The sequence below is a fragment of the Polaromonas sp. YR568 genome, from assembly GCF_943372955.1.
In the GTDB taxonomy this organism is placed as follows: domain Bacteria; phylum Pseudomonadota; class Gammaproteobacteria; order Burkholderiales; family Burkholderiaceae_C; genus Polaromonas.
The window spans coordinates 282130-297428 of record NZ_CALSAL010000003.1 but is presented as its reverse complement, the minus strand read 5'-3'; the positions used below and the strand labels follow the sequence as shown (position 1 = coordinate 297428).

14 protein-coding genes are annotated in these 15299 nt (G+C 65.5%); 7 read left to right on the top strand and 7 right to left on the bottom strand.

Annotated features, from left to right (window positions below):
* Window positions 1-135: 135 nt before the first annotated feature.
* Both AAG793_RS11615 and AAG793_RS11610 read right to left on the bottom strand, forming a co-directional pair.
* A complete protein-coding gene (locus AAG793_RS11615; protein ID WP_341908383.1) occupies window positions 136-1611 on the bottom strand; it encodes a DEAD/DEAH box helicase in 1476 nt (491 codons plus the stop codon).
* A gap of 162 nt (window positions 1612-1773) precedes the next feature.
* Window positions 1774-2649, bottom strand: a complete 876-nt coding sequence (locus AAG793_RS11610; RefSeq protein ID WP_341908381.1) for a neutral zinc metallopeptidase — start codon at window positions 2647-2649, stop codon at window positions 1774-1776.
* Window positions 2650-2813: 164 nt separating this feature from the next.
* Between AAG793_RS11610 and pcp the strand changes: the two genes are divergently transcribed.
* Window positions 2814-3497 carry a pyroglutamyl-peptidase I gene (gene pcp, locus AAG793_RS11605; protein ID WP_341908379.1) on the top strand — a complete coding sequence of 228 codons (684 nt, stop codon included), beginning with the start codon at window positions 2814-2816 and terminating at the stop codon, window positions 3495-3497.
* 21 nt (window positions 3498-3518) lie between these two features.
* Here the strand turns inward: pcp and AAG793_RS11600 are convergent, their stop codons facing one another.
* The gene (locus tag AAG793_RS11600; protein ID WP_341908377.1) at window positions 3519-3905 is read right to left on the bottom strand and encodes a hypothetical protein; all 387 of its coding nucleotides are present in this window, start codon (window positions 3903-3905) and stop codon (window positions 3519-3521) included.
* 133 nt (window positions 3906-4038) lie between these two features.
* Between AAG793_RS11600 and AAG793_RS11595 the strand changes: the two genes are divergently transcribed.
* Window positions 4039-4977: a delta(1)-pyrroline-2-carboxylate reductase family protein gene (locus tag AAG793_RS11595; RefSeq protein WP_341908375.1), complete on the top strand. Its 939-nt coding sequence runs from the start codon at window positions 4039-4041 to the stop codon at window positions 4975-4977.
* A gap of 6 nt (window positions 4978-4983) precedes the next feature.
* Here AAG793_RS11595 and AAG793_RS11590 read toward each other — a convergent pair whose 3' ends face one another.
* Genes AAG793_RS11590 through AAG793_RS11580 form a run of 3 tightly spaced genes read right to left on the bottom strand, consistent with a single transcriptional unit; the run spans window position 4984 to window position 8044 of the window.
* Entirely contained in the window at window positions 4984-6312 is a 1329-nt protein-coding gene (locus AAG793_RS11590) for an FAD-binding domain-containing protein (protein WP_341908373.1), read from the bottom strand.
* Window positions 6309-7871: a cryptochrome/photolyase family protein gene (locus tag AAG793_RS11585; RefSeq protein WP_341908371.1), complete on the bottom strand. Its 1563-nt coding sequence runs from the start codon at window positions 7869-7871 to the stop codon at window positions 6309-6311. Before AAG793_RS11585 ends, AAG793_RS11590 begins: the two co-directional genes overlap by 4 nt.
* Entirely contained in the window at window positions 7868-8044 is a 177-nt protein-coding gene (locus tag AAG793_RS11580) for a DUF2256 domain-containing protein (protein WP_341908369.1), read from the bottom strand. The genes AAG793_RS11585 and AAG793_RS11580 overlap by 4 nt, the downstream gene beginning before the upstream one ends.
* A 150-nt stretch (window positions 8045-8194) precedes the next feature.
* On the opposite strand from AAG793_RS11580, the gene AAG793_RS11575 reads away from it, so the two are divergent.
* The 5 genes from AAG793_RS11575 (at window position 8195) to AAG793_RS11555 (ending at window position 14140) form a co-directional block, all read left to right on the top strand.
* The gene (locus AAG793_RS11575; RefSeq protein ID WP_341908432.1) at window positions 8195-9817 is read left to right on the top strand and encodes a sigma 54-interacting transcriptional regulator; all 1623 of its coding nucleotides are present in this window, start codon (window positions 8195-8197) and stop codon (window positions 9815-9817) included.
* Between the two features lie 250 nt (window positions 9818-10067).
* On the top strand, window positions 10068-10970 hold the full coding sequence (locus tag AAG793_RS11570; protein ID WP_341908367.1) for a sulfurtransferase: 903 nt from the start codon (window positions 10068-10070) through the stop codon (window positions 10968-10970).
* A gap of 125 nt (window positions 10971-11095) precedes the next feature.
* A complete protein-coding gene (locus AAG793_RS11565; RefSeq protein ID WP_341908365.1) occupies window positions 11096-11674 on the top strand; it encodes an OsmC family protein in 579 nt (192 codons plus the stop codon).
* Window positions 11675-11738: 64 nt separating this feature from the next.
* On the top strand, window positions 11739-12899 hold the full coding sequence (locus AAG793_RS11560; protein ID WP_341908363.1) for an acyl-CoA dehydrogenase family protein: 1161 nt from the start codon (window positions 11739-11741) through the stop codon (window positions 12897-12899).
* Complete coding sequence (locus AAG793_RS11555; RefSeq protein ID WP_341908361.1) at window positions 12896-14140, top strand: FAD-dependent oxidoreductase; 1245 nt, start codon at window positions 12896-12898, stop codon at window positions 14138-14140. Before AAG793_RS11560 ends, AAG793_RS11555 begins: the two co-directional genes overlap by 4 nt.
* Here AAG793_RS11555 and AAG793_RS11550 read toward each other — a convergent pair.
* The gene (locus tag AAG793_RS11550; RefSeq protein ID WP_341908358.1) at window positions 14106-15176 is read right to left on the bottom strand and encodes a tRNA-dihydrouridine synthase; all 1071 of its coding nucleotides are present in this window, start codon (window positions 15174-15176) and stop codon (window positions 14106-14108) included. The genes AAG793_RS11555 and AAG793_RS11550 overlap by 35 nt on opposite strands.
* Between the last annotated feature and the right edge of the window lie 123 nt (window positions 15177-15299).

Here is a 15299-nt window from a genome sequence, read left to right as displayed (position 1 = left end):
AGGCCGCAAGAGCCCGTGTGTGCAGCAGACGTGTGCCTGCCTGGCCGTAGGTGTGGGCTGACGATGGCGCGCAGGTGGCGCCTGATTCAGGGATGTTGAGAGTTGCAACGCCCGCGTGGCGCGCTGCAAGCCAACTCAGCTGGAAGTACTGTCTGCAGGCACCACTGTCTTGAACAGGGCGGCGACCTTCTTCTTCGGCTTGATGTTGGCCGACACGCTGCTGCGCGCCGGGGCTGCTTTCGCAGCCGCTTCCCAGGCCGGCTGGGCGTCGGGCGCAGCGGTCGGCTCATAGGGCTGGTCGAAGAACGGGTCACGCGGCGCAGAGCTCTGGCGGTGCGGCGGGTGCTCGCGACGCTCGCGGGGTTCACGTCTTTCCTGGCGCGGCTCGCGCGGAGCCAGGTCTTCCGCGTCGCGGTACATGCGGCGACCGTCGTTGATGCGGCCCTGCTCGCTGATGCGCGGGCGGTCTTCGTCGAACTCCAGCGGCTCGATCTCAATCTTGGTCTTGATCAGCTTTTCAATGTCGGTGACCAGACGCACATCGCTGCTGGCGACAAAGCTCACCGCGAGGCCCGAGGCGCCGGCGCGGCCGGTGCGGCCGATGCGGTGCACATAGTCTTCAGCGTTGAACGGCACGTCGAAGTTGAACACCGCCGGCACGTCCTTGATGTCCAGACCGCGCGCGGCCACGTCGGTACACACCAGCAAATCGACTTCGCCTTTCTTGAAGGCGTCGAGTGCTTTCAGGCGTTCGTCCTGGCTCTTGTCGCCGTGCAGTGCGGTGGTTTTCAGGCCCTCGCGCTCGAGCGAACGGGCCAGCCGTGCACAGCCGAGCTTGCTGTTGACGAAGACAAAAGCCTGCTTCATGTCGCGGGCCTTGAGGATCTGGTGCAATGCGCGGCGCTTGTCATCGGCACCGACACTGTAGAAGTGCTGCTCCACCGTGGAGGCGGTGGCATTGGAGCGCGCCACCTCGATGGTGACCGGGTCCTGCAGGTAGCTGGAGGCCAGGCGTTTGATTTCTGGCGAGAAGGTGGCCGAGAACAGCAGCGTGGTGCGCTGCTTGGGCAGGTAGCTCAGGATGCGCTGCAGATCGGGCAGAAAGCCGATGTCCAGCATGCGGTCAGCCTCATCAAGCACCACGTACTCGACCTGGTTCAGGATCGCGTTTTTCGCTTCGATATGGTCGAGCAGGCGACCGGGCGTGGCCACCAGCACTTCAACACCTTTTTTCAGCTCCAGCGTCTGCGGCTTCATGTCCATGCCGCCAAACACCACCGCGCTGCGCAGGTTGGTGTACTTGGCATAGAGCTTCACCTGCTGGGCGACCTGGTCGGCCAGTTCGCGGGTGGGCAGCAGCACCAGCGCGCGCACCGGGTGGCGGGCAGGCGAGGTGGAGGCGTTCTCGTGCTTCATCATGCGCTGCAGCAGCGGCAGCGAGAAAGCAGCGGTCTTGCCGGTACCGGTTTGGGCGGCGCCCATGACGTCTTTGCCCTGCAGCACGACCGGAATGGCCTGCTCCTGGATGGGCGTCATGGTTTCGTAGCCCATTTCGGCTACTGCGCGGGCCAGCGGTTCTGCCAGCGAAAGGTTCGAAAAAGAGGATGTCATGTAACCCTCTATTGTCGCACTTTGGGGTCAGTGGGCAGTTTTGGCGGTTTTGACACCGCCATGGCGCTATTTTGCTATTTAACTAATAGCAAATAACCGACGCCCCTATTGAGCTTCGAAGCCCTACAAGCTCCGCTCCCCGACGCCGCCGGACAACACCAGCTACAGACTGCGGGCGCTGAAGGTGTCGCAGGCCTTGACGCTGCCGGTTTTGAGCCCGGTGTCAAACCAGCGCTGGCGCTGGGCGCTGGTGCCATGGGTGAAGCTCTCGGGCACCACCGCGCCACCGCTGGAGCCTTGCAAAGCGTCGTCTCCAATCTTCGCGGCGGCGTTCATCGCCTCTTCCACGTCGCCCTGCTCCAGCACCTGGCGGGCGTTCTGTGCATGGTGCGCCCACACGCCGGCAAAGCAATCCGCCTGCAGCTCCAGCCGCACACTCATGGCGTTGTATTCAGCCTTGCCGACGCGGCCGCGCATCTGCTCCATCTTGTTGGTGATGCCCAGCAGGTTCTGCACATGGTGGCCGACCTCGTGCGCAATCACATAGGCCTGGGCAAAATCGCCGGGGGCGCCAAGCCGTTTGGTCAGCGTCTCGTAAAAACCGAGGTCGATGTACACCTTCTGGTCGCCGGGGCAGTAAAACGGCCCCATGGCCGCCTGGCCCTGACCACAGGCGGTCTGCGTGGCGCCGCGAAAGAGCACGAGGCGCGGCTTCTGGTAGGTGGCGCCGCCCTTGGTGAACACATCGGTCCACACGTCTTCGGTATCGGCCAGCACCGTCGAGACAAATTTGGCCATGCGGTCATCGGCGGGCGGGCGCTGCGCAGGGCTCTGCTGCACCTGGGCGGTCGGCGCGCCGCCCCCACTGAGCATGCTGAGAAGAGTCAGCGGGTTGATGCCAAAGATCCAGCCCCCGACCAGCGCGATGACGATGGTCCCGATGCCGACGCTGCGGCCACCCAGACCAAAGCCGCCGCCCCCACCGCCCGAGCGGCGGTCCTCTACGTTGTCGGATTCCCGATTGCCTTCCCATTTCATGGTGACTCCTGAGCGAGATGGATATCTGTGAATCGGTGATGCTGGCTTGATTCGCTGCGAGCTGGCGCACAGCGCCGCAGGTCAACAAAGCGAAAGTCCAATGTACTGCAGCCAGGCACGGGCGTGGCGTGCATGTCACCGTCTGTTTCACTCACAATTCGGTCATGGCACCACGTCATCCCACCGCGCCCATCTTGCTGACCGGCTTTGCGCCATTTGGCGAGGCCGGCCACGCCACGGGCATCAACCCGAGCTGGCAGGCGGTGCGGGCACTGCAAGGTGAGGTGGTTGAAGGTCATGCCGTGGTGGCGGTGGAACTGCCGACTGTTTTTGGTGTGGCGGCTGACGCGTTGCAGCGACTGATCGGGCAGCACCAGCCGGCGCTGGTGATGTGTATCGGCCAGGCCGGTGGGCGCAAAGCGATCTCGCTGGAGCGGGTGGCGGTGAACATCGACGATGCCAGCCAGCCTGACAACCAGGGGCAGCAACCCATCGATACCCCGGTGGTGGCCGGTGGTCCGGTGGCCTACTTCAGCACCCTGCCGATCAAGGCCATGCGCGATGCGATTCAGGCCATTGGCGTGCCTGCCGAGATTTCGCAGACGGCGGGCACCTATGTCTGCAACCATGTGTTCTACCGCCTGATGCATGCACTGGCTCAAGAGAAAGCGATGACTGGACAGCCACCGGCAGAGGTACGCGGCGGCTTCATTCACGTGCCCTACCTGCCGGGCCAGGGCGTGCCCTGCATGCCACTGGATGACATGGTGCGCGGCCTGCGGGTGGCGGTGACCACGGCGATGAGCACATCGCAGGACATCAGGCGCAGCGGGGGTGCCACGCATTGAGGTCTGCGGGGTGCGCACGCTTCAACGCGTGCTCAACACCGCGGGCGTGAAACTGGCGGCGCTGTAGCCGGTGCGGTGGTTGGCCGGAATCAGCCCTTCCAGCACAGAGGTGTTGCTGGCCGACAGCACGGGTTTGGCTGGTCCAGCTGCAGGTCGGGCAGCGAGTGTTTCAACGGCGTCCTGACGATTGCAGAGGTAGCGCGTGGCGCCGGAGCTTTTCTCGACGCATTCAGCCATCCGCCCGCGCTCGGCGACTTCAAGGGCCACACGGGTGTTGGCTTTGTCCACCTGACCACCGGCCAACATGGCCAGTGCGCCCAGTTGGCAGACCATGACTGCCGCAGCGCCAAGAATCAGCCATTGGCGGGTGCGTGAGGGTGTGGGAGGAACAAGGTGATCAGAAAACATGGTGGAGGCTCGTGAGTAGTTGCCTTGATGCTAAGCGGCCGCCCGCCAAAACAACACCGCCGCCAGCCCGCCGCGTTGTAGGCGAAAAGCGCGTCATGGCAAACGGCTTACCATGCTGCGGATGAACAAAGCGATGAACAAAGCACCCGTGCCCGCACCGGATTTCGCACCTAGCAGCGCCGCCTTCACGGCAGCCGGATTGCCCTACCCACTGCTGGTCGAGGAGATTGCACAGCTGCTGCAGGATCCGACCGTGCAGGTGCCGCCCCGGCTGGTGCAGGCGCTGGCTGGCGGCGGCAGCCTGTTCGTGATGCCGGCGATGGACGCGCACTGCGCCATCACCAAGCTCATCACCTTCACACCAGCGAACAGCAGCCGTGGCCTGCCCAGCATCCAGGGTGACGTGCTGGTGTTTGATGTGGCCACCGGTCAGCGCCGCCTGCTGCTGGACGGCCCGACCGTCACCGCTCGCCGTACCGCCGCGGTGTCCTTGCTCGCCGCCCAGCGGCTGGCGCCGCGCAAGGACGGCCCGCTGCTGATCGTCGGCGCCGGGGTGCAGGGCAAAGCCCATCTGGACGCCTTTGCCGAAGGACTGGGTGTGCGCGAGGTGTGGGTGGCTTCGCGCAGCAGCGCCAGTGCCGCGCAACTGGTGCGGCACGCGCAGGGCCTGGGGCTGGTGGCGCGCGAAGTCACCGATGCGAACGCCGCACTGGCCGACTGCCCGCTGGTGGTGACCTGCACGCCAGCCAGCGGCGTGGTGCTGAGCGCGCTGCCACGCGACGATGTGTTCATCGCTGCAGTGGGCGCCTTCACGCCGCAAATGGTGGAGCTGGCGCCCAGCCTGTGCCGTCACATCGCCGAGGTCGGCACGGTGGTGGTCGATACCGTGGATGCCGGGCACGAAGCGGGCGACCTGCTGCAAGCCGGGCTCGACGTCGCCCGCTTCGCCAGCCTGGCCGACGTGGTGCGGCAGCCTGGCTTTTCGGCACCCGGCCCGGTGCTGTTCAAAAGCTGCGGCTGGGCGGGTTGGGATCTGGCCGCAGCGCGCACTGCGCTGAAAGCGGCGGCGTAAGACGTTTCAGGAAAAGGGGGTGCCCTGGGTGGACATGCTCTTCGCGGGAACATCCAGCGCCGTGCGGTTCCACCACTGCGAGAAACTGTTGCACAGTCGCGCTACGGGCTTGAACAGACGTTCAACCGGCAACACCCGCAGCGGGACGTTCGAGGGCACCAGCGGCGATGCCTCGGGCTCAGCCAGCGGAAGGCCCGCCTCAGGCAGCGCCAGCCACGGCCGCAGGTGCGGATCGGCCTGAACCCACACGCTGCGCGCGCTGCGCAGGGCATGCGAGACCGCCGCTGCATCGCCGTACCAGCAGAGGTGATCCGGGGCCAGTGCCCGCATGCGCGCCGCCACAAATTGCCAGCGCAGCGCCGACCACGGTTGCTGCCGGTGGAAATCCGCCAACGCCAAACACACCGTCACCGTGCCGGCAGGCAAGTCGGCAGGCGGCGCGCTCAAGCCCCACGGGTGTACCAGCCAGACATCCTTGCCCTCAAGCAAGGGCGAGATGTCTGCTGCCGATGAATCATCCAGCACCCCAAACCCCAACGCTGACGGCGGCTGGGCGTGTATGGTGGGTTCAGCGGTTTCCGGTGCTTCGGGCGGAAGGGTGGCGCGCTTCAGCGCTGGTGTGCCGCTGCGCGCGATGCGGTCCAGCGCTTCATACGAGGTGTCCACCACCGAGCCAGGGCTGTGCCATTCTTCGGGTGCGTACCGCTGCACGTTCTCGGCATTGAACAGATAGGGCTTGCTGCTGCCGGTGCCGGCCACCCACTGCCAGCTCAGGTGGTTGCTGGCCAGATCGCCGTCAAGCAGATGTGAATACAGCCACTGCGCGCCCACATGCCAATGCACCTTGCGCAGATGCACCACATAGCTTGCCAGCCACATGCGCGCGTGGTTGTGCAGGTAGCCGGTGGCATACAGCTCACGCACGGCCACATCGATTGCCGGCACACCGGTACGCGCCTCGCGGATGTCAGCAGGCAGTTCACGCGAGTAGGCTGCGTCGGGCTGCACGCCCTCGTGCAGGGATTCATGAATGCCGTCGCCACGCTGCTCCCACACATGGTGAAAGAATTCGCGCCAACCCAACTCGTACACAAACTTGTGGTCAGGCGCCAGCACATGGCGCTGCGCCACACCCTGATACACCTCTGGCAGGGTGACAAAGCCATGGGTGATGTAGGGCGACAGGCGCGACACGCTGCCGTTGATGGCATTGCGTGTGCGGGCGTATTCCGAAGGCCGCACCGCAGCGATGCGGCGCTGCGCGGCATCGCGTGTGGGTTCGAAGACTAGTTCGTCGCAAGGTCCGAACAACCCGTCGCCGCTCATGCTGCTCATACGGGTTCCGCCGCGCTCACGCTGGCGCGATGCGCTTGGGCCTGCTCAAGAATCAGCGCACGTTTGGGCTCTGACAGGCGTGCAATGTTCTTCACCTGCAGCGCCATGCGTGGGTTCTTGGCCAGGCGCTCCTCGTGGCGGATCAGGAAGTCCCAGTACAGCGTGGTGTACGGGCAGGCCTTCGCACCGGTCGATTCAACCGGGTCATAGCGGCAGCCCTTGCAGTGGTTGCTCATGCGCTGGATGTATTTGCCGGTCGCGGCATACGGTTTGCTGGCCATCACGCCGCCATCACCGAACTGGCTCATGCCCAGCGTGTTGGGCAGTTCCACCCACTCCACCGCATCAACGTACACGCTGAGGTACCACCCATGCACCTCCTGTGGCCGCACACCAAACAGCAGCGCATACAGGCCGGTAACCATCAACCGCTGGATGTGGTGGGCATAGCCATGCTGCAGCGTTTGCGTGAGGGCGTCGCGCAGGCAGGCCATGTCGGTATCGGCGGTCCAGTAAAACGCGGGCAGCGTGGCGGTGGCACCGAGCGCATTGCGCTCCAGATACTCCGGCATGTGCGTCCAGTAAATGCCGCGCACGTATTCACGCCAGCCGAGAATCTGGCGAATGAACCCTTCCACCGCCGCAATCGGCGCATGGCCTGAGTGGTAGGCCGCCTCGGCCGCCTCAACCACTTCACGCGCTGTGAGCAGCTTGAGGTTGAGTGACGACGACAGATGCGAGTGGTAGAGCCACACCTCACCCTGCCACATGGCGTCTTCGTACTGACCGAACAGCGGCAGGCGCTGGGCGATGAAGGCGTCGAGTGCGACCAGCGCCTGCTCGCGCGTGACGGGCCAGCCGAATTCATCGAGCGTGCCGGGGTGGCTGGCGAAGCGGATATTGACCAGCGCGATGACTTCCTGCGTCGTGGCGTCTGGTGCGAAGGCGCTGCGGGGCGGCAACTCGCCCGGGCCCTTGGCGCCGAAGGACTCGCGGTTCTCCACATCGAAATTCCACTCCCCACCCACCGGCTTGCCGCCTTCCATCAGGATGCCGGTCTTGACGCGCAGCTCGCGGTACCAGTACTCCAGCCGCAACTGTTTGCGGCCTTTGGCGTGGGCGGCAAAGTCGCGCACGGTGCTGAAGAAATGCAGGTCATCGCGGATGTCCAGCGGCTTACCGGTCGCAGTCGATACCCCGCGCAGCGCCTGCAGCACACGCCAGTCTCCGGGGGCAGTCATCACCAGGCGTTCGGGCTTCAGGGTCTCGATGGCGTGGATCAGTTCGGCGGCCAGCGTGCCGCAGTTGCCTGTGTCGTTCAAGCGGGTGTAGTGCACCGTCCAGCCGCGCGCGCGCAGCGACTCGGCAAAGTGGCGCATGGCGCTCAGAAACAGGGCGATGCGCTGTTTGGCCGACCAGACGTGGGTGGATTCTTCGGCCACCTCGGCCATCCACACCGCGTCGAGCGCCGGGTCAAAACCTTCGAAGGCGCTCGATTGCGCGTCGAGCTGATCACCCAGCACGACGACCAGATTTCGCATGCGGCCGGGCTTGGTCATGCGCGCGGCTCCGGGCTGGGGGCGGTGGACTTGCGGGCCCGACAGGCGTCGGAGCAGTAGCGCACCTCAGCCCAGTTTTTGGCCCAGGCTTTGCGCCAGGTCATGATCCGGCCGCAGACCAGGCAAGGTTTGGAAGGCAGGCTTTGCTTGTTGCCCTTGAAGTCGTTTTTCATTCGATGCAAGCCCTGCGGCCGGTCGGGCTGGCGGCAGAACAATATCTGCCGCTTCCATCCACCTGCGGGCGCTGGGCAAAGTGTAAGTAATCCGGTGTTCCACAGTGCGCCAGAGGGCCAAGCGGGCGCGGAACTTGCAGCATGGTCACCATGCCTGCCGCCCAGCTCCAGACCACCCCGCCACCGGTGACCGACTGGCGGGCGCAGGAGCTGCTGCTGATGCACGAGGTGATGCGGCTGGTAGGCCGCAGTCTGGCGCCCGAGCTGGTGTTCAAGGAGATGCTGCACCTGATGAGCGAGCTGCTGGGGCTGAACCGCGGCCGCATCGTGCTGGCCGATAGCCCCGCAGCGGGGGATGCATCGGGCCCAGCAACGCCGCGCACCGCCTCGATCCGCCACGCCTACGGCCTGACCCGCGCCGAAATCGCCCGCGGCCGCTACGCCTGGGGCGAAGGCATGACGGGCTGCGTGCTGGCCACCGGCCAGCCGGTGATCGTGCAGGACATCGACCGCGAGCCGCAATTCCTCTTTCGCGCCGTCAGCCGCGAGCACCTGCCGCCCGAGACCGTCGCCTTTCTCGCGCTGCCCATCGAGGTGAACGGCCGGCCCATCGGCGTACTGGCCTGCCACCGCATCCGTAGCCGCCAGCGCCACCTCAACGACGACCTGGCGCTGCTGCGCGTACTGGCCACGCTGGCCGGGCAATTGCTGCAACTGCATCAGCTGGTGGACGAAAAAACCAGCGGCCTGCAGCGCCACAACGCCCTGCTGGCGCAGCAGCTCGAAACCAAAACCACCCGCTATGGCCTGGTCGGCAGCTCGCCCGCCCTGCTGCGCGCGCTGACCGAGCTGGAGCAGGTGTCGCAGGCCACAGTGAGCGTGTTGCTGCTGGGCGAATCAGGCACCGGCAAGGAGCTGTTTGCACGCGCCGTGCACCTGGCGAGCGGTCGGCGCGACCAGCCCTTCATCAAGGTCAACTGCGCGGCGATTCCCGAGTCGCTGTTTGAGTCGGAATTATTCGGCCATGAACGCGGCGCATTCACCGGCGCCAGCGGCGCGCGCCCCGGCTGGTTCGAGCAGGCCGATGGCGGCACGATTTTTCTTGACGAGATCGGCGAGCTGCCGCTGGCCATGCAGTCCAAGCTGCTGCGCACGCTGCAGGAGGGCACGCTGGTGCGACTGGGCGGACGGCGCGAGGTGCAGGTCAATGTGCGTCTGGTGGCCGCTACGCACCGCGACCTGTCGGCCGACGTGCAGGCTGGCCGCTTCCGGCAGGATTTGTATTACCGCCTGAATGTGATCCCGATCCGCCTGCCCTCACTGCGCGAGCGGCGCGACGATATTCCAGCGCTGACGCTGCACTTCCTCAATCGCGCCAACCAGGCCCACGAACGCAACGTGAACCTCGCGCCCGAGGCGCTGCAAATGCTGACGCTGCACGACTGGCCCGGCAACATCCGCGAGCTGGGCAACCTGATCGAGCGGCTGGTGCTGCTGTCGGACCAGACCGTCGTGAACGAGGCCGCGCTCAAACGCTTTCTGCAGCAGGACGGCAAAGAGGCGCCGGATCACGCCAATGCGCCCCGACCAGCACCACCGGCTGTGCCAACCGCTGCGCTGGTGCGGGACTACATCAGCGTCGGCTCACACAGCAGCGACGCGCTGCAGCAAGCCCTGCAGGCCCACGGCGGCAATCAGTCGCGCGCGGCGCAGAGCTTGGGGCTGACCGTGCGGCAATACAGCTACCGCCTGCGCAAGGCCGGGCTGCGCTGAGGCCTGCGCGTCCCCTCAATGTCCGACAAATTGTCGACACAGTGGCGACAAGCTGTCGCCCACACGCGCAACCAATGCACATGAAGCAGGCACTGACTTTCATCGTTTGCTATTTTTTGAATAGCACCGAAGATATTCAATAAGGGGCTTCTGGAAGATTTCATCAAGTAATCAAGCGTGAGCAGTCCTCATGGCACACCTGTTGCGATAAGAGGTTCAGGCAACCCGCCTGCAACCTACCGAGGACACCATGGCCAACGCACTTGAATCCCCTATCCTGATTTCACCTGACCAGCTCCTGGCCCTCAAAGGCGCAGAGCCTGTGGTCATCATCGACACCCGCGACGCAGACACCTACGCCGCCGGTCACATCGAAGGCGCAGTCAACCTGCGCGAAATCTTCACCTACCTCGCCACCTCGACCCCCGAAGGCCTGAAGGCGCTGAAGGAAAGCTTTGCCACCGCACTGGGCGGCGTGGGCCTCTCGGGCGAAGAAACCGCCGTGTTCTACGAAGACTCGATGAACAGCGGCTACGGCCAGTCCTGCCGCGGCTACTACCTGCTGACCTGGCTGGGCTACCCCAAGGTGCGCGTGCTCAACGGTGGTTTCTCCGCCTGGAAGGCCGCTGGCCTGCCTGTTTCCACCACCGCCGCCAAGCCGGTGGCCGCCACCTTCCCGGCCGACTTGCCCGCCACCGACGTGATGGTCACGCTCGAAGACGTGAAAAGCGCGCTCGGCACCGACACCGTGCTGATGGACGTGCGCGATGTCGATGAGTGGATTGGCGACAGCTCCTCCCCCTACGGCAAGGACTTCGCCCCGCGCAAGGGCCGCCTGCCCGGCGCCAAGTGGCTGGAGTGGTACCGCTTCATGAAGCCATCGCCACAGGGCCCGGTGTTCAAGTCGGCCGATGAAGTGCGCGCCGAATGCGCCACCGCCGGCATCACGCCAGACGACACGGTGTACCTGTACTGCTTCAAGGGCGCACGTGCCTCCAACACCTTCCTGGCCCTGAAGCAGGCTGGCTTCAAGGACGTGCGCATGTACTTTGGTTCTTGGAATGAGTGGTCGCGCGACCCGGCGCTACCCATCGAGACTGGCCTGCCCACCGTGCCCAGCAGCATGACTGCGCCCATGGCCCGCGCGGCCTGAATCTCCTTCGGTTGCTTGCCGCCACGCCATCGCCTGCCCGGCAGGTCGTGGTGTGGTTTGCAGCACCCGGCTGAATATTTCCTTTGACCACTGTCTACCCCGACCCTTCACAAGAAAGAGACACCATGTCCGACACCGCCACCCTCGCCCCCGAAGCCGTGCAAACCATCAAGAGCGGCAAAAGCTATCTGCGCCCCATCGACCGCGACGGCCTGCTGGCCTTCGCAGAGAAGGGCCGCAACAACCCCAACAGCCGCGGCACCAACAAGGTCCACACCGTGATGGAAGGGCAATACCGCTCGCTCAGCACCGTGGGCAAGCACACGCCAGTGGTAGTTGACGAGCCACTGCATCTGTTCGGCGAGGACACCGCACCCGCGCCCGGCGAGATCGTGCTGTCGGGCCTGGGCGGTTGCCTTGCAGTGGGTATCACCGCTGTGGCGACGTGGAAGCAGGTCAAGCTCACGCGCCTTGAAGTGCTGATGGAAGGCGACATCGGCAACCCCGCAGCCTGGGGTGCGGGTGGGGCACTCACCAAGACAGCTCCCGAGATGGGCTTTCAGGCCATCCGCGTGAAAGTGATCGTGGAAGGCGACGCGCCCCGCGAAGTGCTCGATGAAATCGTGCAGCACGCCAACTTCTACTCACCCGTGGCCAACAGCATGCGCAACCCGATTCCGTTCGAGATCAGCATGGCCGAGTGATCGGCAGCTCGCTCAACACCATCGCACCATCGCAACCCCAACAGCCCACACCCAAGGACTTCTGATGAACCCAGCCGACCTGCCCCGCGAAGTGACCAGCACCCCGCCGTTGGCTGCAGACGCCCTGCTGGCCGCTGTGCGTGAAGTGGCCAACGGCCCGCTGCAGCAGCAGGCAGAAGCCATCGACAAGGGCACCTACCCACAAGCGGTGCTGCAGCAACTGGGCGCGCTGGGTGGCATGAGCGCCCACCTGAATGCACCCCACGGCACTGGCGACTACGGCATGACGCTTCGCGCCATGTCGGAAGTGGCCCGCGTGTGCGGCGCCACGGGCTTCATGGTGTGGTGCCATGCGGTGTGTGGCCTCTACATGGAAGCCTCGGGCAACCCTGCCCTGATGGGCGAGGCGCTGACAAAGCACGCCAGCGGCGCCACGCTGGGCGGTACCGCGCTCTCCAACCCGATGAAGAGCTACGCGCAGATTGAAAGCTGGCTGCTCAAGGCCACGCCGGTGGATGGCGGCTACATCGTCAATGGCGCGCTGCCCTGGGTGAGCCACCTCGGCGCAGACCATTACTGCGGCGCCATCGCGGGCGTGGTCGACGAGGCTGGCAACGCCTTGAGCCCATCGCGCGAGCTGATGTTCATGCTGCGCTGTAACGCACCGGGCGTGGAGCTGAAAAACTGCCCCAGCTTCTCGGCGATGGAAGGCACAGGCACCTACGCCCTGCGCCTGACCGACGTGTTTGTGGGGGCAAACGACATCATTGCCGACCCGGCCAAGCCGCTGATCGGCCGCATTCGCGGCGCCTTTGTGATGCTGCAGTGCGGCTGGGCGCTGGGTGTGACGCAGGGCGCAATCGATTCCATCTGGGCAGTGGAGGCACAGCTCGGCCACGTCAACCAGTTCCTTGACGACCGGCCCGACACGCTGCAGGCCGAACTGGACGCGCTGACCGAACGCATCATGCAGCTGGCCAAAACACCCTTCGACACTTCCACCGCCTTTGTGATCGACGTGCTCGATGCCCGCGCTCACAGCGCCGAGCTGGCCCTGCGCGCGGCGCAGTCGGCGCTGATGCACCAGGGCGCACGCGGCTACCTGCTCAGCTCGGCAGTACAACGCCGGGTGCGCGAATCGCACTTTGTGGCCATCGTCACACCAGCCATCAAACACCTGCGCAAAGAGATTGCGCGGCTGAGTGCCGAAGAGTCGCCAGCATGACCACAGCTGCTGAACAGCCTTGGTTGCAGTTCATCTGCGATGCCTGCGGCCTGATTTACAACGAAGCGGAAGGCGACCCCGACAGCGGCCTGGCGCCCGGCACCCGCTTTGCCGACATTCCTGACGACTGGGCCTGCCCACTCTGCGGCGTGACCAAGGACGACTTCTCACCCTACACACCGCCCTCAGCGCAAGAGCTGCGTGCCTCGCTGCAAGGTGGTGGCAGCACACGGCCTGCCGTATCGGCACGCCGGCACCAGGCGGGCACGGTGATCGTCGGCGCAGGCCGTGCGGGCTGGCAGCTGGCCGAGCAGCTGCGAGGCAGCGATGCCACGCTGCCCATCACCATCGTCACCGCCTGCTCGGGCGATGTGTACGACAAGCCCCTGCTCTCGGTGGCGCTGGCGCGTTCGCTCACGCCCACCGCCATGGTCCGCGAAACCGGGTCTGCTGCCGCCCAGCGCCTGCAGGTACGGCTGCTGGCCCACACCCACGCGGTGCGCGTGTGCGCCGACACCCACACGCTGCGCACCACCCGCGGTACCTTGCCCTACCAGAACCTGGTGCTGGCGCATGGCGCGCAGCCGGCGCTGCCGCCGTCGTTGCCCGCCGGGCTGTGCTGGCGCATCAACCACCTAGATGCCTATCTCAAACTGCGCAGCGCGCTGGGGCAGACTTCGCGCGATGTACTGATCGTCGGCGCCGGGCTGATCGGCAGCGAGCTGGCCAACGACCTGGCCCTCGGCGGCCACCACATCACGCTGCTGGACACACAGCCCGAGCCCCTGTCGCGCTGGACCGCCGCACAGGCCGGCACCAAACTGATCGAAGCGTGGCAGACACTGCCGATCCGCTTTGTCGGCGGTGTGCAGGTGAGCCGTGTGGTGCGGGAAGGCCAGCGCTACATCGTTACCACCGACAGCGACCAGACGTTTACCGCCGACCAGGTGATTGCCGCCACCGGCCTGCAAACGCCCAGCCGGCTGGCCGAAACGGCCGGGCTGGCCTGGGACCAGGGCATCGCCGTCGAGGCCGACACGCTGCGCACCAGCCACCCGCGCATTCACGCCATGGGCGACTGCATCACCGTGGGCGGGCAGGCCAGCCGTTTCATTGAGCCGATTGCGCGGCAGGCCCGTACGATTGCAGCCGCCATCACCGGCCGCAGCGCAGTGCCTTATGAGGCCCGGCCAGCGGTGGTGCGGGTCAAGACCACATCTCTGCCGATGACGCTGCACTGACGCGCTGCGGCACTGGTTCGGCGACGCGGCGTGACGGCTCAAACGATTGAGCTGGCGAAGAATCCAACGATGAGGCCAGCCACTCGTCAATCACGGCGGTGTTGTTGATGGTCTTGAGCTGCTGGTAGGCGACCTCGGCCTCGGGGAAGTGGCGCCGCAAAAAATTGAGCCACTGCTTGAGCCGCCCGGCGCGCGAGCGCGCATCCAGCCGGGTGCAGACGATGTGCCAGAAGTCGGCAATCAATGGCAGCAGTTGGGTCCAGGTGATGCCGCTGCTGGCCTGAGTGACATCACCCCGCATATCGGCCTGAATAGCCTGCGCCAGCCCCGGGTTCATCACCGCGCCACGGCCCACCATCAGCATGTTGCTACCCGAAGCCTCGCGACAGCGACGGGCGTCTTCCACCGTCCAGATCTCGCCATTGGCCACCACCGGAATCTTCACCACCGCACGGATGTCGGCAATGCGCTCCCAGTAGGCTGGAGGTCGGTAGGCCTGCGCCTTGGTACGGGCGTGTACCACCAGCTCATCGGCACCACCGCCGGCAATCGCCAGCGCACATTCTTCGGCACGCGAGTCGTCGTGGTAACCCAGACGCATCTTGGCCGACACCGGCATGTGCGCAGGCACGGCGTGGCGCACTGCGCCCACAATGGCGGCCAGCGTGTCCGGGTGATCGAGCAGCATCGCCCCACCGCCGTGGCGGTTCACCACCGCCGCCGGGCAGCCAAAGTTGAGGTCAATGCCCGCAGGCCCCAGCGCCGCCAGCCGCGCGGCGTTCTCAGCCATGCACACCGGATCAGACCCCAGCAGTTGCGCACGTACCGGCACTCCGGCAAAGGTGCGGCCGCCGTTGTGCAGCTCGGGCACGATGCGGGTGAACACGCGGTCTGGCAGCAACTGGTTGGTGATACGGATGAACTCCGACACGCAGCGGTCAATGCCGCCGACCCGCGTGAGGATGTCGCGCAGCACGAAGTCCAGCAGGCCCTCCATCGGGGCGAGCAGGACGGTGGGGCGTGATTCGGTTTGCATCAAACTAGGCAATGGACTTGATGAGCGGTCCTTGCACGTGCCATGCACTCATCACCACACCGTTCGCGCTGAGGTATCGAAGCGCTGGCCCTTGCGCATTTGCCCTTCGATACCTCAGGGCGA